This is a genomic window from Streptococcus infantis (assembly GCF_047465035.1).
GTDB classification, from domain to species: domain Bacteria; phylum Bacillota; class Bacilli; order Lactobacillales; family Streptococcaceae; genus Streptococcus; species Streptococcus infantis_T.
Map to the genome: position 1 here is coordinate 101,282 of NZ_JASHAQ010000003.1, position 25,985 is coordinate 127,266.

Genomic DNA, 25,985 nt, shown 5'->3' on the forward strand with positions numbered 1-25,985 from the left:
TGTAGTTAAGTTTTTTTATTTCCTACAAATCCATCAACTAAGCAAAACATCAACAATTATATAAACTATTGATAATATAATCAAAATTTTGCTAACTATCTTATTCTCATCATTCTTAGATAGCTTTGATATTTTGTAAGTAAGCAAATAAGACAGTAAATTAATAGCGATAATAATACTATATTTAAGAATCATAATCTTACAAATTCGAGTTATTCAGTATCCATAATCTCAAATTGTTCCATCATTTTTGTATTCATGATAAATACTCCTTGTTTATTTTTAATTTTTTTCCTGTTGCAACCATGATAAATTTAGTACAACACTGTTTTAATTTTCTCACTCAAATTCAGAGTTACAATAAAAATATTAGAAATACATAAACTATAATTAACATATCACCTATACTATATCCTAGTATCCATATCTAATATTAGATAATTCTCTTAATTTTTTTATCTGATTAGACTGAATTTCAGATAAATGTAGCGCATTTTCAATTAATACATTTGAAATTTCAATGTTCATTCGACTAAGGGTATAAGGAATCGATATACTTCCTTTCTTTAATTCACATTCGTAAGAAATCAATATATCTTTCAAAGGGAGGAGTTGAGAATCACATTTTATATTTTGAATAAGTTCTTCTAATATGATGATAGCTTCACGGCGTCTTTCAATCCCACCAGAAAACCACTTTAACCCTCTCATTATAGAGGTCCACCCGAATTCCAACCTGCATTCCCACCTGAAAATCCATTAACAATAGAATTAGTAAGAATTTTATTTATAGCTTCAGGCCAGTTTACCCAGCAACCTTTAGAGTTATCACAATATAAACCATTACCGTAATATATTGTTTTTCCTCCTACTTTACTCGCAAGCATCTCAGTATCCATAATCTCAAATTGTTCCATCGTTTTTGTATTCATGGTAAATACTCCTTGTTTATTTTTAATTTTTGTCCTGTTGCAACTTTGACAAGTTTAGTATATCACTGTTTATTAAATTTTTTCATCCAAATCTTGAATTGTCATCGAAACGTCTTGAATTACTCAAAGAGCACCATCTTCCCAATCAACTAATCATGACCACCCGTCAAACGGGTGGTTTGTACCAGGGCTATAAGCCCAGATAACTAGCCCGCGCCTAAAGACGCTGGCTTTCACGTTGTTCAAGCCTTATTGCTCTTGACTCGTCACTTGCCTCTTAAAGAGGCGTGAGTATTACCTACTACTATCCCTAAAGGTATCCCTAAAGGGATTCTCATATTCTTTCACACTTAATTTATCTAGTGCTATATCATGTTTTACTCGTTCTCAAATTTTCATACTCGTGAAGAAATCATCCACTGGATAATTTCTTTAATCTTGAATATATTTCTTAATTGTGGCTTCATTGAGTCCAACCGTACTCACATAATAACCTTCCGCCCAAAAATGACGATTCCCAAACTTGTACTTGAGATTAGCGTGTTTGTCAAACATCATGAGTGCACTTTTGCCTTTTAAATAACCCATGAAACTTGAAACACTTATCCTTGGTGGAATACTTACTAACATATGTACATGATCAGGCATTAAGTGTCCTTCGATAATCTCAACACCTTTATAACTACATAATCGGTGGAATATTTCTCCCAAACTACTTCGATATTGATTATAAATGATTTTTCGTCTATACTTAGGGGTGAACACAATGTGATATTTACACATCCACTTTGTGTGTGATAAACTATGTGCCTTTTGTGCCATATTTTTCTCCTTTCGCTTTACAATTGGCTTGAACACCTTTATTGTATCGCGTTTGGAGTTTTTTGGTATAACCTTCGACGCGCACCCGCATAGCGGGTGGTTTATTTGTCTCGCACCTAACGGAGCGAGACGGACTGAAAGTCACATAATAAGAAGTGAATAATATTAAATTCCATTATTCACTTCTTAAAATCGATAATTATTTTTACCCAAATACCCTGTGTAAAAAAGTCAGCAAAAATGGTAATGTCGCTACAATATTATTAATCACATGCACAGCATAGGATAGATAAATGCTCTTTGTATAGCGGGTAAAACCAGCAAAGATGATGCCAAATGTTGCAAAGACGAAGATATCTAACAGACTAGGCAGGCTTGAAAAATGAGGAAGAGCAAATAAAATGGACGAAAGAAGCAAATCAAGACCAAATCTCGAATATTTAAAGAAGGCGTGTGGAAGTAATCCTCTATATATCCCATCAATACGGCCCAACCTTCAGCAGTTGACTGAACATGTTTAGCTGTCTAAACATTAAAAGAGATATAGAGAACTACCACTACAATAGATTGAACCTAGAATAGTACACTAAGGATTCTAAAACGTTTCTAGAAATTAATTTGACTTTCCTAATCTCTTTGTTCATATCTTATTTCAATCTACTATAATATTGTCAAAATCGAATACCTGAGCCATTTTTTCTCGGAATTCGAAAGATATAACCATGGCCTGTCTTGACCAGAATCCAAATCATGACCCCACTAAATAGCAAACTCAATATATTGCGAATCCAGAAGAAATTTCCTACATGAGAAGAAAATTGCCAATGATTTTGGATGATAAACGTCAACTGAGAAAGTCCAAATACGAAAAAGAGATAAGAGAAGGCTACACTTATTTTGAAAAGAAGCTGATACTTCTTCATATGAATTCTCTTTTGTAAACTAGAAACATCTCTAATATAAACCATATTTCCCTGAATCACTACGCAAAATTCTTGAGATTTCCTGAATAGTTAAAATAAAGGAAATGAGGAAACATGAATATCTATTCCCTTGTATCAAAAAATCACTGCCTTCCCCAGATACACCTAAGGAAAACAGTGATTCAATTTTTAGGAATTAGGAATGAATATAAGGACATGTGTTTGATGTCAATATATTAAAAATCAAAAAAATAAGGTATAATCTTTATTAAAAACGATCATAAAGATGACCACTTAAACACTAAGTAAGCCTTCCTACAAGTCATCCTTTATCTCAAATCTCTCTAAAACAAAACATTTAAGTAACAAAAATCCGACCACATAGCCAGCACCTAAGAATATAGCCATTAATGCTAGCATAAGATTCAGGAAATAAAAGACCACCACAGATACAAAGGTTAGCACAAAAACATTAAAGGCAATGGTGTCAGAAGCCAAGTCTAGAATATAGGGCGTCAACCAATCTAAGGTTTTTGAATCTAGGAAAAATAAGTGTTTATACATGATGACCTCCTCTATAGCTGAAAAATAAGCCTTTGTTTTTTTACCCCAAGACCCTATGCAAAAAAGTCATGATAAATGGTAAGTTTGCGATGATATTATTGATAATATGAATCGTGTAAGAAGGATAGATAGTCTTGGTATACCGTGTCAAACCAGCAAATATACATCCAACTGCTGTATAAACCAGAAGGTCTAGCAGACTAGGAAAACTTGAAAAATGAGGTAAGGCGAACAAAATCGACGGAAATAGAATATCCAGTCCCCATCTTGAATTTTTAAAGAAGGCATGTTGAAGCAGTCCCCTACAGACCAATTCTTCCATCAGAGGTCCTAGTACGATTAAGGTTAGGTAAACACCGAACTCCGCAAAATTGGTCTCACTAAAGGCAATAAATAAATTCCAACCTTCGTTTGTCCCCTGAACGTGTTTAGCTGTCAGATAGTTAAAGCTTATAAGAACGACAGCTGCTAACATCGTCAAAACAGAATAACTCAACCACTTTTTCCTAGGGATACGAAAGAGATAAGCATGACCCGACCTGACCAAAATCCAAATCATCAAACCGATAAAGAGAAGGCTGATGATGTTTCGAATCCAGATAAGATTTCCTACCCAAGAGGAGAACTCCCAATAATTTCTCCAAAATTGTGTTGTCCAAGACAACCCGAAAAACAAAAATAAATAGGAAAGGACTGCACTCGTTTTGAAAAGAATAGGGGGTTTTTTCACAGGAATTCTCCTTTAATAGCTTTTCTATCCCATTTTACATAAATGAAATCCTGCCCCTATGTACCCAATATCATGATAACCACGTGGGCAATAACCACTAACAGGGAATGGACCCATATTTTTCAATGGAAACGGATAAGGATTAGGTAAAGTGTTACTAGGGTCATAATGTCCAATATAATCATTTATTTCTCCACCTTCAACACAAGTAAGCATATCAGTATCCATAATCTCAAATTGTTCCATCATTTTTGTATCCATGATGAATACCTCCATTTTATTTTTAATCTTTGTTCTGTTGCAACTTTGACAAGTTTAGTATATCATTGTTTTTTAAAATTTTTCATCCAAATCTTGAATTGTCATCGAAACATCTTGAATTAGCTTTTTTATTTCAATCCACCTCTAAATTTTTAAAGAAAGATAGTTTCTAATCACTTTTTCACCATTCAGGAAGTTTCAATGACTATTCAAGATTTTATAAAATATGAACTTATTTTTATGGCATAATATACCTATCTATTATATGAAAGGAATTGCCAATGACTTCTTATAAACGTACATTTGTTCCTCAAATAGATGCTAGAGACTGCGGTGTTGCTGCCTTAGCCTCGATTGCTAAATTCTATGGTTCAGATTTTTCTCTAGCTCACTTGAGAGAACTTGCAAAGACCAATAAAGAAGGAACGACTGCTCTTGGCATTGTAAAAGCCGCTGATGAAATGGGCTTTGAAACAAGACCTGTTCAAGCAGATAAAACGCTCTTTGACATGAGTGATGTCCCCTATCCATTTATCGTTCACGTTAACAAAGAAGGAAAACTCCAACATTACTATGTTGTCTATCAAACAAAGAAAGACTATCTGATTATTGGTGATCCTGACCCTTCTGTAAAAATCACCAAAATGTCAAAAGAACGCTTTTTCTCTGAATGGACTGGAGTAGCTATTTTTCTAGCTCCCAAACCTAGCTATCAACCCCATAAAGATAAAAAGAATGGTCTACTAAGCTTCCTTCCTCTGATTTTCAAACAAAAATCTCTCATTGCTTACATTGTTCTCTCAAGCTTATTGGTCACTATTATCAATATAGGTGGTTCTTATTATCTCCAAGGAATCTTGGATGAATACATCCCAAATCAGATGAGATCAACTTTAGGAATTATCTCAGTTGGTCTGGTTATCACCTATATCCTCCAGCAAGTCATGAGTTTCTCCCGTGATTATCTCCTAACTGTTCTGAGTCAGAGATTAAGCATTGATGTGATTTTATCCTATATTCGCCATATTTTCGAACTTCCTATGTCTTTTTTTGCGACACGTCGTACAGGAGAAATCATTTCACGGTTCACAGATGCTAACTCTATTATAGATGCCTTGGCTTCTACCATTCTCTCTCTTTTTCTTGATGTTTCCATTCTGATTATTGTAGGGGGTGTTTTACTGGCACAAAACCCTAATCTCTTCCTTCTTTCTCTTCTTTCCATTCCTATATACATATTCATCATCTTTTCTTTTATGAAACCTTTTGAAAAAATGAACCACGATGTCATGCAAAGTAATTCTATGGTTAGTTCTGCCATTATCGAAGATATCAATGGGATTGAAACCATCAAGTCACTCACAAGTGAAGAAAATCGCTATCAAAATATAGACAGTGAATTTGTAGATTATTTAGAAAAATCCTTTAAACTCAGTAAATATTCTATTTTACAAACTAATTTAAAACAAGGAACAAAATTAGTTCTGAATATCCTTATCCTATGGTTTGGCGCTCAATTAGTCATGTCGAGTAAAATTTCTATCGGTCAGCTGATTACCTTTAACACACTTCTTTCTTACTTTACAACTCCTATGGAAAATATTATCAACCTCCAAACCAAACTCCAATCTGCGAAGGTCGCTAATAACCGTTTGAACGAAGTCTATCTAGTCGAATCTGAATTTCAAGTTCAAGAAAACCCTGTCCATTCACATTTTTTGATGGGCGATATTGAATTTGATGACCTTTCTTATAAGTATGGTTTTGGACGAGATACCTTAACAGATATTAATCTCACGATTAAACAAGGAGATAAGGTCAGCCTGGTTGGAGTTAGTGGTTCTGGTAAAACAACTCTAGCCAAAATGATTGTCAATTTCTTTGAACCCTACAAAGGACATATTTCCATCAATCATCAGGATATTAAAAACATTGATAAAAAAGTCTTGCGCCGTCATATTAATTACCTACCTCAACAAGCCTATATCTTTAATGGATCTATCTTGGAAAACTTAACTTTGGGCGGTAATAATATGATTAGCCAAGAAGATATTCTAAGAGCTTGTGAATTAGCTGAAATCCGTCAAGACATTGAAAGAATGCCTATGGGCTATCAAACTCAGCTCTCTGATGGAGCTGGTCTATCAGGAGGACAAAAGCAACGAATCGCTCTCGCTCGTGCTCTTTTAACTAAATCTCCCGTTTTAATACTAGATGAAGCTACTAGCGGTCTTGATGTCTTGACTGAGAAAAAAGTTATAGATAATCTTATGTCCCTAACTGATAAAACCATTCTCTTTGTAGCCCATCGTCTCAGTATAGCCGAGCGAACTAATAGTGTCATTGTTCTTGACCAGGGTAAAATCATTGAAGTTGGTAGTCATCAAGAGTTAATGAAGGCGCAGGGCTTCTACCATCATCTATTCAACAAATAAGGAGAATGTTATGAATCCTAATCTTTTTAGAAGCGTCGAGTTTTATCAGAGACGTTACCATAATTATGCGACAGTATTAATCATACCTCTTTCATTACTGTTTACTTTCATCGTGATTTTCTCCCTTGTTGCCACAAAAGAAATTACTGTTACTTCCCAAGGGGAAATCACCCCTACAAGCGTCATTGCATCCATTCAGTCGACCAGTGATAATCCTATCCTAGCTAATCATTTAGTGGCAAATCAAGTAGTTGAGAAAGGTGATTTACTCATCAAATACTCTGAAACAATGGAAGAGAGCCAGAAAACTGCCTTAGAAACTCAATTACAAAGACTTGAGAAGCAAAAAGAAGGACTTGGAATTTTGAAACAAAGCTTAGAAAAAAATACCGATCTTTTTTCTGGTGAGGATGAGTTTGGCTACCATAATACCTTTATGAATTTTACTAAACAAGCTCATGATATTGAACTAGGTATCTCAAAGACTAACACTGAAGTTTCAAATCAAGCTAATCTTGCCAATAGCAGTTCATCAGCTATTGAACAAGAAATCACAAAAGTTCAACAACAAATTGGCGAATACCAGGAGCTGAGAGATGCTATCGTAAATAAAAGGGCTCGCTTACCAACTGGCAATCCACATCAGTCAATTTTGAATCGTTATCTTGTAGCCTCTCAAGGACAAACACAAGGAACGGCAGATGAGCCATTTTTATCTCAAATTAATCAAAGTATTGCAGGTCTTGAATCATCTATCGCAAGCCTCAAAATTCAGCAAGCTGGGATTGGAAGTGTAGCAACTTATGACAATAGTTTAGAAACCAAAATTGATGTACTCCGCACTCAGTTTTTACAAACAGCTTCTCAGCAACAACTAACCGTGGAAAATCAATTAACAGAATTAAAAGTACAACTAGATCAAGCGACACAGCGCTTGGAAAATAATACCTTAACCGCTCCAAGTAAAGGTATCGTTCATCTGAACAGCGAATTTGAAGGTAAAAATAGAATTCCAACTGGTACAGAAATTGCTCAAATATTCCCTGTCATCACAGATACAAGAGAAGTACTAATCACTTACTACGTATCTTCTAACTATCTACCTCTACTAGATAAAGGACAAACTGTAAGATTAAAACTGGAGAAGATTGGAAATCACGGCATTACCATCATCGGCCAACTTCAGAGCATTGATCAAACTCCTACCAGAACAGAGCAAGGCAATCTCTTTAAATTAACCGCTCTTGCAAAACTATCTAATGAGGACAGTAAACTCATCCAATACGGCCTACAAGGTCGAGTCACTAGTGTAACTGCAAAGAAAACATATTTTGATTATTTCAAAGATAAAATTCTAACACATTCTGATTAATTTTCAGATAACACTCTATAACTATTTATTATCTTATAAAACAGGAGAATCATAACATGGATAAGAATCAAAACCTAACTTCATTCCAAGAACTAACAACTACTGAACTCAACCAAATTACAGGTGGAGGATGGTGGTTCGATTCAATATTAAGTATATTAACATCTGATTCATCAAACCAAGCCAATAGGTATGGAAATCATCAACAAATGTAATCATACAAGGTGGTATTGGATAAAAAACTTGGCTCTATAATATTTGTAGTGGGTAAATCTCCTATAGATATTATGAAGCCTATTTTGTTGTAAAAAAATAAGACAGTAACCTCAGGATAGCTACTGTCTAGTCTCGTTTCTTCATAATTCCCTTATTGACTTAACAAATGGTAGAAAAAACTTAAAAATTATAAAAATTCATAATTAATCTTTCAAAACACTTATATTATAGAATTTTGTTATATTTATTCTATTATTTAGTCATTCTATTATTTGTTATCATTCAATTGATAACATTGTCAAAACCTGACGAAAGACTTGATTTTTGCAGGTGGTATTTAGACTAGTATTAGGATGGCTTTCCACAATTTTCATGACGGTATAGAGACCAACTCCTCTCTCCTCCCCTTTAGAACTTGCTCCAAAGGAGAAAATCTCAGAAATATCGATACCCTCTTCTTTGATGGAGTTTTCAATGATAAAGGTCTCCTGTGCTCCATTTTTAAAAAAGGCAATTGAAACTTGAGGATGACTAGCCTCTGCACTGGCTTCAATGGCATTGTCACAAAGGATAGATACGATGGTTAAAAAATCAAGCAGGCTCATCCCCTCAACTTGAATCTCCTCAGGAACTTCGACATTAAAGACAATATCCCTTTCTCTTGCTTTTATAAATTTTCCAGCTAGAAGACTTTTGAGGGCACGGTCACGAATATTCACCAATCTGCCCAGTTCATATTTATTGTCCCGCAATTTCTGAACGGAGTCCTTTAAGACCGAGTCGTAGACCTCTTTTACCTGTCCCATATCCTCCTCTTCAATGCCCAGACGTAAGCTAGTCAAGAGATTGGTATAATCATGACGAAAGCTCCGTACTTCCTTGTAAAGCTCCTCTATATGCAGACTATACCGCTCCATATCTTTGTAGCGCAAGTCCTGCTCTTGGTTCAGTTTTCCCTGAAGTTTTTCCTTCAAGTAGGTGTCCAATCTCTTGACAACCCCCATAAAAAAGAGCAAGTAAAACACCAGAATCAGATGGCGAATAGTCGTTGATTGAACACCTTGTACATATTCAAAATAAGACAGACTTTGCATCACCAAATAGTAAGCTCCCATTATCCAGTTAATCTTAGTCAGGGACTTTTGAAAATCTTTATCTAGAATCTCCCTTCTCAAGCTAGTGAAATCATAGTCTAACCATTTCAAAAAAGCTAGAGAAATAAAGCAAATAAAAATTTTTATAAATAACCAAATAAAAGAGTGGTCATCATACACCTGCCCTTGCTCCAAAAATGGAAGCACAAAATAGGAGACTCCTCTATAAAAGAGATTCACCAATATCATTGGAAAGAGACCATAAAAGAGAAGGAGTTTTTTAGGAAGCCCTCTTAAAAACAAGAAAGATAAACCGATGCCGTACAAGGGTTCCACAAAATAAGATAGGTAATTATTTCCTACTATATAGCTAATCATTACAAAAACAACTGCCAAAAGTATCTTAAAAAGAAAGGCCTTAAAAACTCTCTCCAGAGTTAGAACAATTCCATCCACCTTAAAAAATATAAACAATTCCAATCCAGGTATCAAAAACGCATATACTATCTTCCAAACTAATTCCATTCCATCACCTCACTCAGTGTAAGTTATTGATAACCTCAGACACTTCCCTGACCTTATAACGCGCGATCAGACAGCTTCCACCATTGGGAAAGAAAAGGAGTTTTTCTTTCTTATCCAAACGAACTACATTGGTTGGATTGATGAGGAAGGAGCGATAGCACTGCAAGAGACGTGGCTCCTGCTTGAGAACCTCCTCTAAACTCGCCGTAAATTCCAACCTGTCTGTCTTGGTATAGAGGATAACACGATGGGGTCTTGGGGATGTTTCGAGATAGTAAACCTCTTTAAAAGGATACTGGAATTGAGCAAATTTTGATTTAAAGTAAAAGCAATCGTCCGCCAGACTTTTACTATCTTGACTATTGGCATAGAGGAGGGCTGTCTCGATACGAGATTCAAACTCCTCTGCCGACAAGGCCTTATCAATGTAGTCCAAAGCTGAAACTTGGTAGCGAAAAGACAGGGGCATAAACTCTGAGTGAGTCGTCACAAAGACAATCAGGGCATAAGGATCCCGATCCCGAATCTTTCTAGCCACTTCCAGACCCTTCATCTCTTCGTTTCGAATCTCAATGTCCAAAAAGAAAAGCTGATGCGCCCCCTTCTCATGCACCTCTGCCAGCAGTTGGTTTGGCTTGCCAAAAACTTCAAAAGAACTGGGAATGATACTCTGTTTTTTCAAAAGTTTTTCAATCGTCGTTTCAATTCTTGCTTGTTGGGAAAAATCATCTTCTAAAACAAAAATTCTCATCTTCTTACTCTCCTTCTTTCAACCATTTTTGGCGAATTTCTCTATAACGACGTCTGGAATACTGAACAGCATATCGACCTTCTTCTCCAAGAAAAAGAGTCTTTGATTGGAGTTCCATGGATTTTACTCGTTCAAGGTTGACCAGACAATTCCGATGACATCTCGTTAAGGTTTCCCCATATTGTTTCTCAAGCTTGCTTAAATTTTGAAACAGATCAAAGCTAGCTTCTTTAGTAAAAATCTGCACGGTATGGGCTTTACTTGGATGCGTTTGGATATAGTAGATATCCTTTATGTTTAATTTAAAAATTTCTTTCTCTTTTTGGATGATGATATAGTTCATGGATAAAACCTCCTGTAGAGAGGATATCATAAGTCTAGCAACTAATTTTCACCAAATCCTAAACGGTCCTCAAAAATTCCTAAAGTGTTGAATTTTTTACTAAATAACCATGATAACCTTACAACTATTTTATCATAAAATCCCGCTATTACCATTCAGGAAATTTCAATGACAATTAAAGATTTGTAGATAAAAAAAGAGTAAAAAGTGATAGGCTATGATTAGAAAGACAAAGGCTTAAAACAACTTTAAAACCATCACAAAGGAGGAATTCTCATGACAGAAACAGACCCAATCAAAAGAGCTCAGACACTGATAACTGAGTTAAACAAAGCCTACCAAGTCTGCAAACAGGCAACAACTGACGATGTCCGTTTCCAGGAGCAACTGGACAATATCCTCTGCTTTCTCTCTAAAGCTGAGACAGTGGATAATCGATTCTTGATTGAGCTGGAAAAATTTTACCAAACTTCCAGTCTTCTCATGGGCCTCAGTGCTCTCAATCCAGATGCCCCTACCCGTGCCGCTTGGAGAGCCTATGACCGCTTCCACTTTGACCAAGTCAAAACCAAGTTGAGTCTCTACGGGCCAACCCTTATCTTGTAGTAACTAAAAAGAAGCTGAGACAGATTGAACTCAACTTCTTTTTTAGTATCATATAAGCAATGTTATACTCAATGAAAATCAAAGAGCAAACTAGGAAGCTAGCCGCAGGTTGATCAAAGCACCGCTTTGAGGTTGCAGATAAAGCTGACGTGGTTTGAAGAGATTTTCGAAGAGTATTAGTCCTGCATCTGACGTTTCACCTGATATGGGAGATACAAGATTTGCAAGACCAGTCCAGCTCCAAGGAGGGCTAGAAGGGCTAATTTTTCTTGGAGGGTAATCAAACCAACTACCAGTTGAACCAATAAAACAAAACCAGTCAATCCTCGGACAACCGCCTGTAACCCTTTTTCCTTTTGCCCCTTGTCTAGCGGGAAAAGTTGGGTCAAATATTGGTAGTCAAAAGCATGATAGAGGGCCAATAACTGAAAGAGCAAGAGATAGTTAAATAAAACTACTACTGCTGTCGCTATCCAAGCTTGCTCGATAAAGATCAACGCCAGCAAGGATAGGAAGAGGAGACGAAGACTGAGGGCAAAGAGGTCTCCATTTCGCAGATAAGAACGAAGATAGAGGTTTTGCCAAATCTTGCTCGGCACCTTTTGAACAACTTTAAGGATAAAGTCTAGATAAGCTCGTCGCTTTACGCTGTTTGAAATTCCCTTGACTTGGGTAAAGAGGGCAAAGAAGCGAAGCAAGAACTGCTTGCGTTTACTTTCTTGGGCAATCACATAGTCCCAGTCCAGATGATTTGCACTAAAAAACTTGCCAGCCTTTTTCTGAAACAGGAAATATTTCCCGACTCCCAAAAGAAGAACATAAACACCAAAAACTCCTAAGCCTAAGCCCATGGCTAAAAATAGAGGGACAAAAAGAAGCAAAAAGAGAGTCTGTACACTAACCCAAAAGATGAAGGAAACTAGACTTTGCTTCTGGATGTGTTCTCTCACTTCTTCTTCAGCTACTAAGAGAAAGAGCTTATCAGGCGCTTCAACATAAGTCGCTATCCCTCCCCAAAGTAAGAGTAAAACAGAGACAATCCCAATTAAACCTAGGATTGGTAAGTGATTTTCAGGAAAATGCTGGAGCAGCTGACTATACTGATAGGCTAGAAAACCTACTAAGACCAGTAAAAACAAGACAAAGTGGTCATTGAGCACATAGCGAAGATAACCGACACACTCTTTACGAAAAGCCTGCTTTCGCTTTAGAAACAAGTCTTTCATCGGTCCTCCTCTTTGGTCAAAGCCAAATAGATATCATTGAGACTTGCTTCTGGCATGGCAAAAGCTTGTCTCAGCTCTTCAAGATCCCCTTTAGCTCTGACTTGACCTTTGTGGAGAATGACAAAAGAATCACACATTTTTTCAGCAGAGTCAAGAACGTGGGTACTCATGAGGATGGACTTGCCTTTTTTCTTTTCAAGATCCAAAAGCTGAATCAAGTCTGAAATTGCCAGGGGATCAAGACCAAGGAAAGGTTCATCGACGATAAAGAGACTAGGATCCACGACAAAGGCGCAGATAATCATAACCTTTTGTTTCATCCCTTTGGAAAAATGAACCGGGAACCAATCCAATTTCTGGTCTAAACGGAACATTTTTAAAAGCGGCTCTACACGTTCAAAAGCAATATTTTGCTCGATACCATAGGCCATGGCTACTGTCTCGATATGTTCTCTGAGAGTTAATTCTTCGTACAAACTAGGAGTTTCAGGAATGTAACCAATCTGCTGACGATATTCACGAGGATTTGCACCTAAGGCTAGTCCGTCGATGTTTATTTCTCCACTATAAGGTGTCAAAAGTCCAATAATTTCATTGATAGTCGTTGATTTTCCTGCACCATTGAGACCAATCAAACCGACCAGCTGTCCACTCTCGACTGTAAAGGACACATCTTTCAAGACAGGGACATGAACATAGCCCCCAGTCAGGTTTTTAATTTCTAACATATTTTCTCCAAATCTGGTATAATGTAGCTATATTATATCAAAATTCAATACAGTAGAGGTAGATTTTATGTCAGATTGCATTTTTTGTAAAATTATCGCTGGGGAGATTCCCGCATCAAAGGTTTACGAAGATGATCAAGTTCTTGCCTTCCTTGATATCTCACAAGTAACACCTGGTCACACCTTGGTCGTACCAAAAGAACACTACCGCAATCTTTTAGAAATGGATGCTGCAAGTGCTAGCCAACTGTTCGCCCAAGTACCAAAGGTTGCTCAAAAAGTCATGAAAGCTACCAAAGCTGAAGGTATGAATATCATCGCCAACTGCGAAGAAGTTGCTGGACAAACCGTTTTCCATACCCATGTCCACCTTGTCCCTCGCTATAGTGCAGATGACGACCTCAAGATTGACTTTATCGCCCATGAACCAGACTTTGACAAACTTGCCCAAGTCGCTGAAACGATCAAAAATGCTTAAGGAGTCACTATGAAACTATCAAACTTACTACTTTTTGCAGGCTCTGCAGTCGGTTCATACCTCCTCGTTAAGAACCGCCAAGCTATCACTGAAGAGGTTCTAGATACAACTGATCGTGTTGAAACCATTAAGGATGACTTGGATATCATCCAAGATAGCCTGCAAATTATCGACCAACAAAAAGAACTCATCAAGGAATATCAAAAAGATTTGACCTATAAGTTTAAAGTCTTGGAAAAAGACGTCCAAACGAGACTTGCTGTACTAAAAGAATTGCAGGAAACTGAAGAAAATTAAGGGAAACTCCAATTTTCCTTAGTTCCCCTTTCAATCCATTTTGGGTTATCAGATCTTAATAGACAAGGGAGGGCATGAAAATGAAACAGTTTTTGAAAGTTTTGACGCGGATCATCCTGATTATTTGTGGTGGCCTCTGCCTTCTTGCAGCCCTAGCATTTCTAATACTGGTCAATCTTTTCAAGGCCTCACCGAGTGACATCCGAGAAGGAAATAAAGCCTTAAAACAAATCTTTATCTCCCTTGACCTGCCTCCTGAGAAAGTAGAATCAAATGGAAGCTATCAATTCGAGGGTGGAGGTTTAGATTTTTATGTGACATTCTCTGATGATGTTGTCAATAGCCACCCAGTCCTAAAAGAAAGTCCAAACCTCACTAAAAACCGACTCAAAGTCTATGTCCTAAACACAGGAGATATCTCCTACCATTCAGTAGAGGACAACTTATTCAATCATGGTTTATCCCAATTTTTAGAGGAGGAAGGCGAGAAGTATTTCCGAGAAAACGGAAAGAAATCACATTCTTCTTACACAATTCTAACTTTGAATGATCCAGAAAGCATGAAAAAGGGGATCGCATTCTATGAAAAAGCTTTGACCTTGGTGGATATTCAGGATAATTCGGCAATTAAGCACATTGATACCGTCACCATTAAACCTGGAAAAGAAGCGGAATTTAAGCAACTCATCCTGGAAATGGATGAGGCTGGCTTACTCAAGCAAAAGTATAAATAATAGGCTAACTGGAAAATGATTTTTCGACGCTAAATTTTCAAAGATAACACAAAAAGAGCCATTCGGCTCTTTTCAGATTGAAGACAAACACCATTTGGAATGTTTGTCTTCGGTCTGAAATCCTCGGCTGACCCGAAGATTTTTTCTATTTCTTAAAGCCTAAAATGCCGTAGACCGGTGAAAATCATAGTCAAGCCATGCTTATCATCTGCGATAATAGACTCCTCATCACGGACAGATCCACCTGGCTGGTTCGACCCAGTCCAACACTGGGTGTTATGTAGTCATTCGTCATGATGATATCATTTGATTTCACGTATTTGACAGCCTTCCAAGCAAAATTAAAAGTTCTTCTTTTTTATTAATATTATTTAAATCAAAACTAAATAATATGAGCTACGAAAGAAAATAATCGTAAAAATTTTCCATCATTCAAAGCATTAACCGCTTGTTATAATATGTACTTATGGTTATAAAATAGTTAAATCATACTTATCAATTCGCTCTTCGTCTTTTTTTATAACAATATGAATATCAACTTCATGTTGAAAACTATATGATTCAAATGCAAGTTTCAGTAACTGGAGTCGTTGCATAGAATTTAAACTTCCTTCTTTAAATTGAATATTCCCTCCTATAACAGAGCAAACAACTGCCTTCCCATGTGCATTATCATCTATAAATTGACAAAGTTCATATATCATCGAAAAGTAATCTGTATACGTATTTAATTCAATATTATTGGTATTTGTATACTCTGCTATCCTCAATAGAAAGTAATTATCGCAAGCGATAATTCTTTCCTCTGATTCTTTTAGTTCATTCAGTCTTTGATTATCTATACAATTGTTATCTCTAAATTGAAACTGAACTGATTTTATTCGTATATCAGCCTGATCACAATCTAAATTTCTATCCATAGGTATTACTTTTATAAATTTATTGAAATCTTCATCAAATATATCCCCATAATATATATTTAAAATTAATTTTGAATCTTTACTAACATAACGATATAAATATTTTTCTAGTATTTTATCTAATACGTATTTATTCCAAAACCAAGCTCCCAACAATGAAAACATAACAATGGCCAACTCAAATTGTAGAAAATAACATTTTGGAATAATAAGTTGCAAAAACTGTAAAAAACTAAATATTGATGCCCAGGGGAAGAGCCACTTCAATATATGTTGGATGATATCTTGTCTTTCTTTCTTTTTTTTCAAATTCATTTTTATTTTCCTAAATTTCTATAATAGTATTTTGGAGGATTCTGCTTCATAGTGTTATCTTGATTATGTAATCGTTTATATTTTATTGCATCTAAATCAACCTCACAAATATCAACATGAGTATTTTTGGCACCCTTATGGATTGAAATCTGCCTTCTATATTCTTCCTTATACGGGCTAAACACTTCAACCCCCCCTAGCTGTGAATAATTGGTTATAGTTGACACAGCCATCAAATCACGTGATAAACTTTCTGCTATCTGTTTATAATACTTAATATCCTTATTATTAGTAATTAAATGTACTACCTCTGGTTCTTCTTTTGATATTTCATACTTCAAATCTAAAGAAGCTGCTTCATAACAATTTAATACCGCATGGGTACTATCCTTGAATTTTACTATATGCTGATTTTCCCAATCGGATGAGTCAGGAATATAAATTTCCCAATTTTTGTTACGACTGAACCTACTTCCCTGAAATATTTCATATTCAATAGGTGAAGGGTATAATTTTGGTAGTAAAATAATCTCCGTATCTTTATATTCTTTCTCTCCTTTCAACACTTTAAAGGGTCTAATAATAAATGTTAAATTTAATACTTTATTCTCGTTCTCTAGATAGATAAAATCCAAGCCACCAATTACTAATATTTTTGTTTTTCTAGCAAACCTGACAAGTGAATATATTTCTTGCAATGGTATACCTTGTTCAGGATACAATAAAACATCTGTTTTATTCCTATCTGCTTCATTTAGCGTAAGTATAATGTCTTTTATATTGGATTTATTTTTTGAATAATCTTCAAAATATTTTAGTCTCTGACTATATGTTTCAAAATTACTCTGAGATAGCACAATCTTTTTCTTATAGTTATAATCCCCAATTTTTATTCCGTCATTACCATCAAAAACAATAATACCTTTTTCATTATGATAATTATTTCGAAAATTCTTTTTTACTACATCCAAAAAATTTTTGTCAACATTTGAAACAACTAATGATCTAGAGCAACTAAATTCAGCCAATTTTCTTAATTGCTTCTCAAAATAAAATAGACTGTCCTTTTCAACTATATTTCTTAATTTATATCTTGGATATCGAAAGTACTCTTGTATTTGATATAACGAAGTACCATATCGAGCTTTAAAAGTATGTTCAAGATTATTCTTGAAATTTGATAGAAAAATCTTAAACAACTTACTTTTTGGCTCTACATTTTCTTCTAGAGACTGGAGCCTTTTCATAAATTCTAATTTATCCAATTTAATACTAGATTTTTTTGCCAATTCTTCACACAATAGAATTTTATTTGAAACTAATTCAATTATAATTAACTGATACCAATAATCAAATAAATTCAAAAAAAATTCATCATCAACAAATGAGTAAAAGTATTTAAGAAACTTCTTTGCCAAGTTTACATTCTCTTCATCAATGTCCTCTTTAAGATTCCAAAAAATATAGTTGAATACCGTAGAAATAGTCCGACTAATATACTTTTTATCTCTGACTATTGTAAATAAGTCTGAAATTTTCGTAAGTCCTTGCGTTAAGTTATAGGCATTTTCAAATTCTTTATCATATTCATTAGGGTCTATTAATCTATAACTATCACTGGAAAGTTGTTGAGTTTCTTTCGCGAATTTATTCAAATAATTGATATCGTTCCGTTTATTAACAATAAAAAATAATGTTTTATCTTCACTAAGTTTGACGGACTTCTTCTCATTTAATTTAAGTGAATCTCTTATTTGTGTGATTTTTGCTTTTATATTATCTATTTCAGGCAAGTCTCCTGGTTTATATTTTTCAGAAACATCTGTTTTTACCAAAAAAACAATATCATCTACATATCGACTATAGTTTACTGGATAAAACGTTTGCTTTATTTTATTGTCTAAATCTAATAGATAAAAATTGATTAAAATGTTGCTGGGTAAAAATCCAATTGGCAAAACTGTTTCAGAAACTAAATTATTATCTACTTTTGAATCTTTTAAAAAATCTCTTATTCCTTCTAACTCATTATACTTTTCTATAATCTTAAAAATATACTCTGTAATAAATTCAAAATTCTTTGTATAATTTTGTCCTAATTCTTCTACTAATTCTTTTTTTAACTTTTCGACATTTACATTGTAATAACATCTTGACAAATCTGTTTGTACATATATGCCTGTTTCTTTTTCTTCTATCCATTGACGCATCTTATTAAAATTCGAATCTCTGAATTCAGAATAAGCATCGAAATATGGGTTAAAAAAACTACTTTGAGATTGAGAAAGTCTATTAGCATATACATCATCTTTAAGCCTACTATCAATTAATCTAGCAACAGTTTCTAACCAAATTGCACTCACAATAAAATCTTGTAAACTTATCTGAATAAAATAATTAAATTCGATCTTTCCTGATATTTTTTTAGATGAAGAAAAAGTAACAACATTGTGAGATTGATTTTCAGATTCTTCTCTAACTTTTTTATACATTGAAACTGCTTTAATTTCGTCTAAGCAAGGCTCAATTGTCTGACTTATTAACTCCTTCTTAATAGAAGAAATTCTTGAAACAAGCATATCTAGAAGATTTTCCTCTTTATCTCCACTAAACCAAGCTGACCAATTGTAAAACATTCTCTTGTTGTATTTTAACTCATTTAAAATTTTTGTAGCTACAATTTTTTCATTAACATCATTAATATCCATATTGTTTTTATCTATCAATTGATTATACCTCTTCACTCTCCATAATCTTAGTATATCAAATTTTTTTTGCATTTAAAACTTAAATATAATACTTGCAACAAAAAACATCCAATTTCTTGGATGTTTCAAATTTAAGACAAAGTCCTTAGAACTCAAGTTTCTAAGGGCTTTTCTTTTTATGGTTTCAAGCCAGTTTTTCTCATAGAGAAAAACAAGAAAACCACCAGCTATGCTGGTGGCTGAAAAGGCTTCTAGCTTCCATTTATTTTTTCAAGTATAATCTAATTGTTCAGGTTAGATAAAGGAGGAAAAATAAATGGCTAAAACCAGTTACAGTTTATCACATACCAAATGAATGTGCAAATATCATATAGTTTGCACACCTAAGTATCGCCGTAAGGCGATATATTACAAAGTCAGGTCGGATTTGATAGATATTATTAAACATCTATGCCGTTGTCGTGGCGTGGAGATTATCGAAGGTCATATGATGCCAGACCATGTACACCTGCTTGTACTGATACCTCCCAAACTTTCGATTTCCGATTTTATGGGGTATCTCAAGAGTAAAAGTGCATTGATGATATTTGATAAGCACGCTCATTTAAAATATAAGTATGGAAATCGAAAGTTCTGGGCTAGAGAATACTATGTAAGTACCGTTGGACTAAACGAAAAGACCGTAGCTAAATATATTCGCGAGCAGGAAAAGAATGACATTGCACTCGATAAGCTGAGTGTAAAAGAATATGAAGATCCGTTTTCTGATGGTGGATTTAGAATAAGGTAAAAGCCCGTTGTGACGGGCATTAGTCAAGTAATATAGCACGACCTGAACGAAGTTCAGCGAGCGTCTTTAGACGTCGCTGAAGAGAAACGGCTTATAGCCGGTGTACAAGCCACCCGTTTTCACGGGTGGTTATGATTCATTCTCCTTCAAAGGCATCCTTAATATGGTCAAAGAAGCCTTTTTTCTTTGGATTTACTTTCAAATCACCTGCAGCTGCGAATTCTTTCAAGGCTGCTTTTTGGCGGTCATTCAAACCTGTTGGGGTAACAACATTGACAGTAACGTATTGGTCACCAAGGGCACCTCCACGAAGGCTAGGCGCACCTTTACCACGTAGGCGGAATCGTTTACCAGTCTGAGTTCCTTCTGGAATGACTAATTCTACATCACCATGAACTGTAGGGATGTCTACTGTATCACCAAGTGCTGCTTGAACAAAATTGAGGTTCAAATTGTAGAAGATAGTAGTTCCTTCACGTTCAAACTTATCACTAGCTTCAACTGAAACTACCACGTACAAGTCACCATAAGGACCACCATTAAAGCCAGCTTCACCTTGACCAGCTAGGCGGATTTGTTGACCTGTTTCCACACCAGCAGGGATTTTTACGTGTACGCTATGGGCTTGTTTTTCATGACCAGTTCCATGACAAGTTGCACATGGATCTTTGATTTCTTGACCACGGCCATGACAGACATCACAGGTTACTTGGCGACGCATCATACCGAGTGGTGTTTGGGTGTCCACATTGATCACACCTGAACCATGACAGCGTCCACAAGTAACTGGACTTGTTCCAGGTTTAGCACCAGACCCATTACAAGTACGACAGCTTGCTTCACGATTGTATTTGACTTCCTTTTCTGTACCAAAAATAGCTTCTTCAAAAGTCAAATGAACGCGATACTGGAGGTCGTCACCTTGACGAGGGGCGTTTGGATTACGTGATGCACCGCCACCACCAAAGAAGCTTGAGAAGATATCTTCAAATCCGCCAAAGCCACCTGCTCCGTCGAAGCCTCCGAAACCGCCAGCACCACCAAAACCACCATTGGCACCAGCAGCACCATATTGGTCATAGGCAGCACGTTTCTGTTCATCGCTCAAAGTTTCATAAGCTTCTTGAACTTCCTTGTACTTGTCCTCAGCACCAGGATCCTTGTTGATATCTGGGTGATATTTTTTAGATAATTTCCGATAGGCTTTCTTGATCTCATCTTGAGATGCATTTTTCGAAACGCCCAAACGGTCATAAAATTCAGTATTGTTCATACAAGATACTAAGAGCGAACAGAAAGCGACTGAAATTTAGGAAACCGACAAGAAATCCTGATTTCTTAGGCGGTTTATCTAATTTCCAAGCTTTCCGCTCGAGTTCAATTCCCCGAACGCTCTTTGTTCCTTTCTATTGATGTTGTGAATCAAACCACGAATTTAGGTCGGGTTCAATTCCTTTCTTTCATATTGAGTAAGAAACTTTAGAACTCGGGTTCAATTCCCCGAACACTCTTTGTTCCTTTCTATAATTTTCATGTAATCTTTAGAGGATGTTTTCTATACTTCGCTTCACTTGATCAAACTCCTGGTCTGATAGAGTAAATATCAAATCCTCTTCAGCATACTCGTTCTGTTCTTTAAAATAGTTGTCAGTATTTTCTGCCAAACCTAGACTAAGAATTACTTTTCTTGCAAACTCTTGGTGCGCAAAGCCTATAGCCGTAATGATTTGTTTATCTTGCACAAGCACTTTCGGTTGGAAATTCTCACGTAGAAGAAATTCAAAATAATCAAAGAAGTTTTGCCAAATTCCACCTGTAAATTTCGTATCGTTCAGCAAACTTGCTTTCGCTAATAAAAGAGGCGCTGAAGAAATGGCTGCAATCAAGACATCTCGCTCACCAAGGTCCCTCAAGAACGAAATCAATTTCTCATCCTGTAGGGCAGATCCTATGTTTACCATTCCTGGCAAAATCACACAAGAATACTCTTCTATACGGATCTGATCTAGTGTTTTCGTTGGTTGACAGGGCAAACCATCCTCAGAGACCACCATCGAGTGATCTGAAGCGACATAATCAATCGTGACGTCAAAAGACAGAGCTAAAGTACTCGTTAAAGCGGTTATTTCATAAAGAGAAAAATTAGGATAAATGATACAAAGTACTTTTTTCATACGCAACATCCTCTATTTTACCGAAAAACAGAGGCTGGGTTGCAACCTCTGGATTTCTTCTTATATTTACTAGTTTAAGTTTTAAAAATCAAACTAGTAATGCTGAATTGAGTTTCGGATTAAAGGAATCCTAAAATCTCGGAACCTTTCTTTATTTTAGGAGGTTCCGCTAAAACAATCCACTGGATTGTTTTACTTCTCCGTAAACTCTCCGTCTACAACATCATCGCCTGCGTTTCCTGTTGCTTGTGAGCCTTCTGCTCCTGCTTGGGCTTGTTGCGCTGCTGCGGCTTGTTCGTAGAGTTTCACCGCAAGTCCTTGAGCTTTTTCGTTCAATGCTTCAAGTTTTGCTTTCATTTCGTCCAAGTTGTTATCTTCTTGGGCTTTCTTAAGATCATCAAGGGCAGCTTGGGCAGCATCGCGCTCTGCATCGAAGCCTTTACCTTCAGTTTCCTTGATTGTCTTTTCAGTCGCAAAGATAGCTTGGTCTACTTCGTTACGAAGGTCGACTTCTTCTTTACGTTTCTTATCTGCTTCAGCGTTAGCTTCTGCATCTTTCATCATGCGGTCGATTTCTTCGTCTGTCAAACCTGAGTTAGATTGGATGACAATTGTTTGTTCTTTTTGAGTTCCAAGATCTTTCGCTTTAACAGATACGATACCGTTCTTGTCGATGTCAAATGTTACTTCGATTTGTGGGATACCACGAGGTGCAGCTGGGATATCTGTCAATTGGAAACGTCCAAGAGTCTTGTTATCTGCTGCCATTGGGCGTTCACCTTGAAGAACGTGGATATCAACGGCTGGTTGGTTGTCTGCTGCAGTTGAGAAGACTTGTGATTTAGATGTTGGAATAGTTGTGTTGCGGTCGATGAGTTTTGTGAAGACTCCACCCATTGTTTCGATACCAAGTGACAATGGTGTTACGTCAAGAAGGACAACGTCTTTCACATCACCTGTGATCACACCACCTTGGATAGCAGCACCCATGGCCACAACTTCATCAGGGTTCACTGATTTGTTTGGTTCTTTACCAGTTTCAGCCTTAACAGCTTCAACAACGGCAGGAATACGAGTTGAACCACCAACAAGGATGACTTCGTCGATATCTGACAAACTCAAACCTGCATCTGAAAGAGCTTGACGAACTGGAACTTTTGTACGTTCTACAAGGTCACGAGTCAAATCGTCAAATTTGGCACGAGTCAAAGTCATTTCCAAGTGAAGAGGTCCAGCTTCACCAGCAGTGATGAATGGCAAGCTGATTTGTGTTGAAGTTACACCAGAAAGGTCTTTCTTAGCTTTTTCAGCCGCGTCTTTCAAACGTTGAAGGGCCATCTTGTCTGTTGACAAATCAATGCCGTTTTCTTTCTTGAATTCTGCTACCAAGTGGTCGATGATTTTTTGGTCAAAGTCGTCACCACCGAGTTTGTTATCCCCTGCAGTTGCCAATACATCAAAGACACCGTCACCCAATTCAAGGATAGATACGTCGAATGTACCTCCACCAAGGTCGAATACCAAGATTTTTTCTTCTTTATCAGTCTTATCCAAACCATAAGCAAGGGCTGCTGCAGTTGGTTCGTTGACGATACGTTCTACTTCAAGACCAGCAATTTTACCAGCGTCTTTAGTTGCTTGACGTTGAGCATCGTTAAAGTAAGCTGGAACTGTGATAACAGCCTTCGTTACTTTTTCACCAAGGTATTCTTCAGCATAACCTTTCAAGTATTGAAGAATCATAGCTGAGATTTCTTGTGGAGTGTATTCTTTACCGTTAGCAGAAACTTTTTCAGAAGTACCCATCTTAGATTTGATAGAGATAACTGTATCTGGATTTGTGACTGCTTGACGTTTTGCAGCATCACCAACGATGATTTCGCCGTTTTTGAATGATACTACAGATGGAGTTGTACGGTTTCCTTCTGGGTTTGCGATGATTTTGCTTTCAGTTCCTTCAAGAACTGCTACTGCTGAGTTTGTTGTACCTAAGTCAATACCGATAATTTTAGACATATGTTTTTCTCCTTAAATTTTATATTCTTTTTTTCTTTTTGATACTCTTCTTAAGTGGCGACGCCGTCAGAGCTTGACTTCGTCAATCTCTTTGACTAAACTTTGAGCCTCAGGTCTCAAAGTTTGCGAAAATACCGCCACGGCGAAGAGTATCGCCTTTGGTTCGCTACGCTCACTATTGGTAAAGCCGAACCGTTTCTTATCTTTCTTTCATAGTTTATTGTCGTTTCGGACAAGGTTTCTATTATGTTACGACACGAGGAGTCGAAATCACAGATTTCTGACTTATCGCCTAGTTATAGACCACTACCATAGCCGGGCGTAGGATGCGGTCATGGAGTTTGTAGCCTTTTTGGAAGACCTGTGCGATGGTGTCTGCTGGATGTTCGTCATCAGCTGGAACCGTTTGAATAGCCATGTGGTAGTTATGGTCAAATTCTCCATCAGCTGCGATTTCCTCGATTCCTTCTTCTTTCAGAGCATGTACCAAACTTTCTTGGACCATCTCCAAGCCCTTCTTCACATCATCTGTCAAACCTTCAACTGCAAGGGCGCGTTCAAGGTTATCAAGTGATGGTAAGATTGCTTTCGCCAAATCTTGACTGCGATAGCGTTGCAAGAGTTGACGTTCTTCATTGGCACGACGCTGAATGTTTTGCATTTCTGCATGAGCACGAAGGTATTTGTTTTCAAATTCTTCGGCACGTTCATTTGCCAAGTCCAGTTCAGACTTCTCAGGAGTTGTTTCTTCAGCTGTTTCCACAACTTCCTCTTCTTTTACTTCTTCATTTTTAATATCTTGGGCCATTTTCGCCTCCTTTAATGATTTCAATCCTATACTCAATAAAAATCAAAGAGCAAACTAGGAAACTAGCCGCAGGCTGTACTTGAGTACGGCAAGGCGACGTTGACGTGGTTTGAATTTGATTTTTGAAGAGTATTAATTCACTTCATAGTGATTACTGCTGAGATAGCGGTAAAAATCCGTCAACTTCATTGTCAAAACTCGATTGACAACATTGAGTTGATTGACCAATTGTTGATAATCCAGATTAACCGGACCTATAATCGCAAGAATTCCAAATCCACGATAAGGAATCAGGAACTTACTGCTAATCACCGCTAAGTCAGCAAGACAAGATTCTTGACTATCCGCAACTCGGACACTCTGCATCTGGTCTCCTATCAAATTCTCTCGAATTTCCAAAGCTACCTTTTGTGGCTGATCAAAAAACTGATAAGCTGCTAGATTTGCGAAATTCAAAAGATTGACTTTTCCAGAAACCACGATATTTTCATTGAACATTTCTTTGAAGATATGTTCGACGAGGTCCATGACGTTATCCGTTGTTGTAAAGTAACGTTGGATAATTTGCGGAATCTCTGTCCGAATCTTGTAGTGAATATCCAAAACAGTTTGATCCAGGAAACGCTCTTGAATCATGGTCTTGAGGCGATTTAAATCCTCCTGCAAGAAATTTCTCGGAATCAAAAACTGACTGGTAACTGTTCTAGACTCATCAAGCGTAAAAACTGCCAGAGCTGTATGTTGTCCGAGGACAACAATATCAAAAGCTGTTAGCTTCTGCCTACTTGGTTCAACATCCAGTGCTACAACCGTACAACCACTCAAGTCTGACAAGATTTTCGTTGCCTCTTGAAGGATATCCTCAAGTTTGAAGAATTCTTGATCAAAGGCTTTTACAATCTCATAAACTTGATTCTCGGCTAAACGGTCAAAGGATAAAGAGTGTTTGACATAGTATTGAAATCCAGCCACACTGGGCATCCGACCACTGGAAGTATGAGCCTTTTCAAGCAAACCTTGCTTTTCTAGGGCTGCCATATCATTTCGAATGGTAGCACTACTAGAGTTGATAGACTCTTGCAAGGCCTTAGATCCAACAGGTTCGTGCGTTTTGGTAAAGATGTCAATAATCAGATTTAAAATATTCTGCTGACGTTCTGTAACCATCTCGCTACTCCTCTCTGATAGATCTTTTTTAGCACTCGGCGCATCTAAGT

The 25,985-nt window shown here is 36.6% G+C and carries 25 protein-coding genes and 4 pseudogenes; 8 read left to right on the forward strand and 21 right to left on the reverse strand.

Going from position 1 to position 25,985, the window contains the following annotated elements:
* Nucleotides 1-414 precede the first annotated feature (414 nt).
* The 8 genes and pseudogenes from QM406_RS02150 to QM406_RS02185 all read right to left on the reverse strand — a co-directional run bounded on the left by QM406_RS02150 (nt 415) and on the right by QM406_RS02185 (nt 4,232).
* Complete coding sequence (locus QM406_RS02150; protein WP_248034706.1) at nt 415-711, reverse strand: bacteriocin immunity protein; 297 nt, start codon at nt 709-711, stop codon at nt 415-417.
* Nucleotides 711-932 (reverse strand): leucocin A/sakacin P family class II bacteriocin, encoded by a 222-nt coding sequence (locus tag QM406_RS02155; RefSeq protein ID WP_248034707.1) that lies wholly within the window; start codon nt 930-932, stop codon nt 711-713. The genes QM406_RS02150 and QM406_RS02155 overlap by 1 nt, the downstream gene beginning before the upstream one ends.
* 435 nt (nt 933-1,367) lie before the next feature.
* Nucleotides 1,368-1,754: pseudogene (gene tnpA / locus QM406_RS02160) on the reverse strand (IS200/IS605 family transposase); the annotation flags it as partial.
* 205 nt (nt 1,755-1,959) lie between these two features.
* Nucleotides 1,960-2,312, reverse strand: a pseudogene (locus QM406_RS02165) (lysostaphin resistance A-like protein); the annotation flags it as partial.
* Nucleotides 2,313-2,420: 108 nt separating this feature from the next.
* Nucleotides 2,421-2,677, reverse strand: a pseudogene (locus tag QM406_RS02170) (CPBP family intramembrane glutamate endopeptidase); the annotation flags it as partial.
* A gap of 315 nt (nt 2,678-2,992) precedes the next feature.
* The gene (blpZ, locus tag QM406_RS02175) at nt 2,993-3,241 is read right to left on the reverse strand and encodes an immunity protein BlpZ (protein WP_414273280.1); all 249 of its coding nucleotides are present in this window, start codon (nt 3,239-3,241) and stop codon (nt 2,993-2,995) included.
* Between the two features lie 40 nt (nt 3,242-3,281).
* Complete coding sequence (locus QM406_RS02180; RefSeq protein ID WP_414273281.1) at nt 3,282-3,971, reverse strand: lysostaphin resistance A-like protein; 690 nt, start codon at nt 3,969-3,971, stop codon at nt 3,282-3,284.
* A gap of 24 nt (nt 3,972-3,995) precedes the next feature.
* Nucleotides 3,996-4,232: a bacteriocin class II family protein gene (locus QM406_RS02185; protein WP_414273282.1), complete on the reverse strand. Its 237-nt coding sequence runs from the start codon at nt 4,230-4,232 to the stop codon at nt 3,996-3,998.
* Between the two features lie 281 nt (nt 4,233-4,513).
* Between QM406_RS02185 and blpA the strand changes: the two genes are divergently transcribed.
* The 3 genes from blpA to blpC are packed head-to-tail and all read left to right on the forward strand — an operon-like array spanning nt 4,514 to nt 8,254.
* Complete coding sequence (blpA, locus tag QM406_RS02190) at nt 4,514-6,667, forward strand: peptide cleavage/export ABC transporter BlpA (RefSeq protein ID WP_414273283.1); 2,154 nt, start codon at nt 4,514-4,516, stop codon at nt 6,665-6,667.
* A 10-nt stretch (nt 6,668-6,677) separates the two neighbouring features.
* On the forward strand, nt 6,678-8,039 hold the full coding sequence (locus QM406_RS02195) for a bacteriocin secretion accessory protein (protein ID WP_414273284.1): 1,362 nt from the start codon (nt 6,678-6,680) through the stop codon (nt 8,037-8,039).
* Between the two features lie 56 nt (nt 8,040-8,095).
* Nucleotides 8,096-8,254, forward strand: a complete 159-nt coding sequence (blpC, locus tag QM406_RS02200; RefSeq protein ID WP_248034714.1) for a quorum-sensing system pheromone BlpC — start codon at nt 8,096-8,098, stop codon at nt 8,252-8,254.
* Nucleotides 8,255-8,533: 279 nt separating this feature from the next.
* Here blpC and QM406_RS02205 read toward each other — a convergent pair whose 3' ends face one another.
* Genes QM406_RS02205 through QM406_RS02215 form a run of 3 tightly spaced genes read right to left on the reverse strand, consistent with a single transcriptional unit; the run spans nt 8,534 to nt 10,968 of the window.
* Nucleotides 8,534-9,874, reverse strand: a complete 1,341-nt coding sequence (locus QM406_RS02205) for a sensor histidine kinase (RefSeq protein WP_414273285.1) — start codon at nt 9,872-9,874, stop codon at nt 8,534-8,536.
* Between the two features lie 13 nt (nt 9,875-9,887).
* The gene (locus QM406_RS02210; protein ID WP_414273286.1) at nt 9,888-10,625 is read right to left on the reverse strand and encodes a response regulator transcription factor; all 738 of its coding nucleotides are present in this window, start codon (nt 10,623-10,625) and stop codon (nt 9,888-9,890) included.
* A 4-nt stretch (nt 10,626-10,629) separates the two neighbouring features.
* On the reverse strand, nt 10,630-10,968 hold the full coding sequence (locus tag QM406_RS02215) for a LytTR family DNA-binding domain-containing protein (RefSeq protein WP_248034717.1): 339 nt from the start codon (nt 10,966-10,968) through the stop codon (nt 10,630-10,632).
* A 276-nt stretch (nt 10,969-11,244) separates the two neighbouring features.
* Between QM406_RS02215 and QM406_RS02220 the strand changes: the two genes are divergently transcribed.
* Nucleotides 11,245-11,574, forward strand: a complete 330-nt coding sequence (locus tag QM406_RS02220; RefSeq protein WP_049549671.1) for a hypothetical protein — start codon at nt 11,245-11,247, stop codon at nt 11,572-11,574.
* 176 nt (nt 11,575-11,750) lie between these two features.
* On the opposite strand, the gene QM406_RS02225 is transcribed toward QM406_RS02220, so the two are convergent.
* Nucleotides 11,751-12,800 (reverse strand): ABC transporter permease, encoded by a 1,050-nt coding sequence (locus tag QM406_RS02225; protein WP_414273287.1) that lies wholly within the window; start codon nt 12,798-12,800, stop codon nt 11,751-11,753.
* Nucleotides 12,797-13,528 carry an ABC transporter ATP-binding protein gene (locus QM406_RS02230; protein ID WP_311523530.1) on the reverse strand — a complete coding sequence of 244 codons (732 nt, stop codon included), beginning with the start codon at nt 13,526-13,528 and terminating at the stop codon, nt 12,797-12,799. The genes QM406_RS02225 and QM406_RS02230 overlap by 4 nt, the downstream gene beginning before the upstream one ends.
* A 67-nt stretch (nt 13,529-13,595) precedes the next feature.
* Between QM406_RS02230 and QM406_RS02235 the strand changes: the two genes are divergently transcribed.
* The 3 genes from QM406_RS02235 to QM406_RS02245 all read left to right on the forward strand — a co-directional run bounded on the left by QM406_RS02235 (nt 13,596) and on the right by QM406_RS02245 (nt 15,037).
* Entirely contained in the window at nt 13,596-14,006 is a 411-nt protein-coding gene (locus QM406_RS02235) for an HIT family protein (protein ID WP_414273288.1), read from the forward strand.
* 9 nt (nt 14,007-14,015) lie between these two features.
* Nucleotides 14,016-14,303, forward strand: coding sequence for a hypothetical protein (locus QM406_RS02240; RefSeq protein ID WP_414273289.1), 288 nt, complete (start codon nt 14,016-14,018; stop codon nt 14,301-14,303).
* An 80-nt stretch (nt 14,304-14,383) separates the two neighbouring features.
* Nucleotides 14,384-15,037, forward strand: coding sequence for a hypothetical protein (locus tag QM406_RS02245; RefSeq protein ID WP_414273290.1), 654 nt, complete (start codon nt 14,384-14,386; stop codon nt 15,035-15,037).
* A 152-nt stretch (nt 15,038-15,189) separates the two neighbouring features.
* On the opposite strand, the pseudogene QM406_RS02250 reads toward QM406_RS02245, so the two are convergent.
* The 3 genes and pseudogenes from QM406_RS02250 to QM406_RS02260 form a co-directional block, all read right to left on the reverse strand.
* Nucleotides 15,190-15,377 (reverse strand): annotated as a pseudogene (locus QM406_RS02250) (bifunctional phosphoribosylaminoimidazolecarboxamide formyltransferase/IMP cyclohydrolase PurH); the annotation flags it as partial.
* 130 nt (nt 15,378-15,507) lie between these two features.
* Nucleotides 15,508-16,272, reverse strand: coding sequence for a hypothetical protein (locus tag QM406_RS02255; RefSeq protein WP_414273291.1), 765 nt, complete (start codon nt 16,270-16,272; stop codon nt 15,508-15,510).
* A 2-nt stretch (nt 16,273-16,274) separates the two neighbouring features.
* Nucleotides 16,275-18,980 carry an RNA-directed DNA polymerase gene (locus QM406_RS02260; RefSeq protein ID WP_075228532.1) on the reverse strand — a complete coding sequence of 902 codons (2,706 nt, stop codon included), beginning with the start codon at nt 18,978-18,980 and terminating at the stop codon, nt 16,275-16,277.
* Nucleotides 18,981-19,335: 355 nt separating this feature from the next.
* Between QM406_RS02260 and tnpA (QM406_RS02265) the strand changes: the two genes are divergently transcribed.
* Entirely contained in the window at nt 19,336-19,770 is a 435-nt protein-coding gene (gene tnpA, locus QM406_RS02265) for an IS200/IS605 family transposase (protein ID WP_075228513.1), read from the forward strand.
* Nucleotides 19,771-19,906: 136 nt separating this feature from the next.
* Here the strand turns inward: tnpA (QM406_RS02265) and dnaJ are convergent, their stop codons facing one another.
* The 5 genes from dnaJ to hrcA all read right to left on the reverse strand — a co-directional run bounded on the left by dnaJ (nt 19,907) and on the right by hrcA (nt 25,935).
* On the reverse strand, nt 19,907-21,043 hold the full coding sequence (gene dnaJ, locus QM406_RS02270; protein WP_414273292.1) for a molecular chaperone DnaJ: 1,137 nt from the start codon (nt 21,041-21,043) through the stop codon (nt 19,907-19,909).
* A 268-nt stretch (nt 21,044-21,311) separates the two neighbouring features.
* Nucleotides 21,312-21,944: a DJ-1/PfpI family protein gene (locus QM406_RS02275; RefSeq protein ID WP_414273293.1), complete on the reverse strand. Its 633-nt coding sequence runs from the start codon at nt 21,942-21,944 to the stop codon at nt 21,312-21,314.
* Nucleotides 21,945-22,136: 192 nt separating this feature from the next.
* Nucleotides 22,137-23,960: a molecular chaperone DnaK gene (dnaK, locus tag QM406_RS02280; RefSeq protein ID WP_414273294.1), complete on the reverse strand. Its 1,824-nt coding sequence runs from the start codon at nt 23,958-23,960 to the stop codon at nt 22,137-22,139.
* 292 nt (nt 23,961-24,252) lie between these two features.
* Nucleotides 24,253-24,768, reverse strand: coding sequence for a nucleotide exchange factor GrpE (gene grpE / locus QM406_RS02285; RefSeq protein WP_301559790.1), 516 nt, complete (start codon nt 24,766-24,768; stop codon nt 24,253-24,255).
* A gap of 132 nt (nt 24,769-24,900) precedes the next feature.
* Nucleotides 24,901-25,935: a heat-inducible transcriptional repressor HrcA gene (gene hrcA, locus QM406_RS02290; protein WP_049508275.1), complete on the reverse strand. Its 1,035-nt coding sequence runs from the start codon at nt 25,933-25,935 to the stop codon at nt 24,901-24,903.
* Nucleotides 25,936-25,985: the final 50 nt, after the last annotated feature.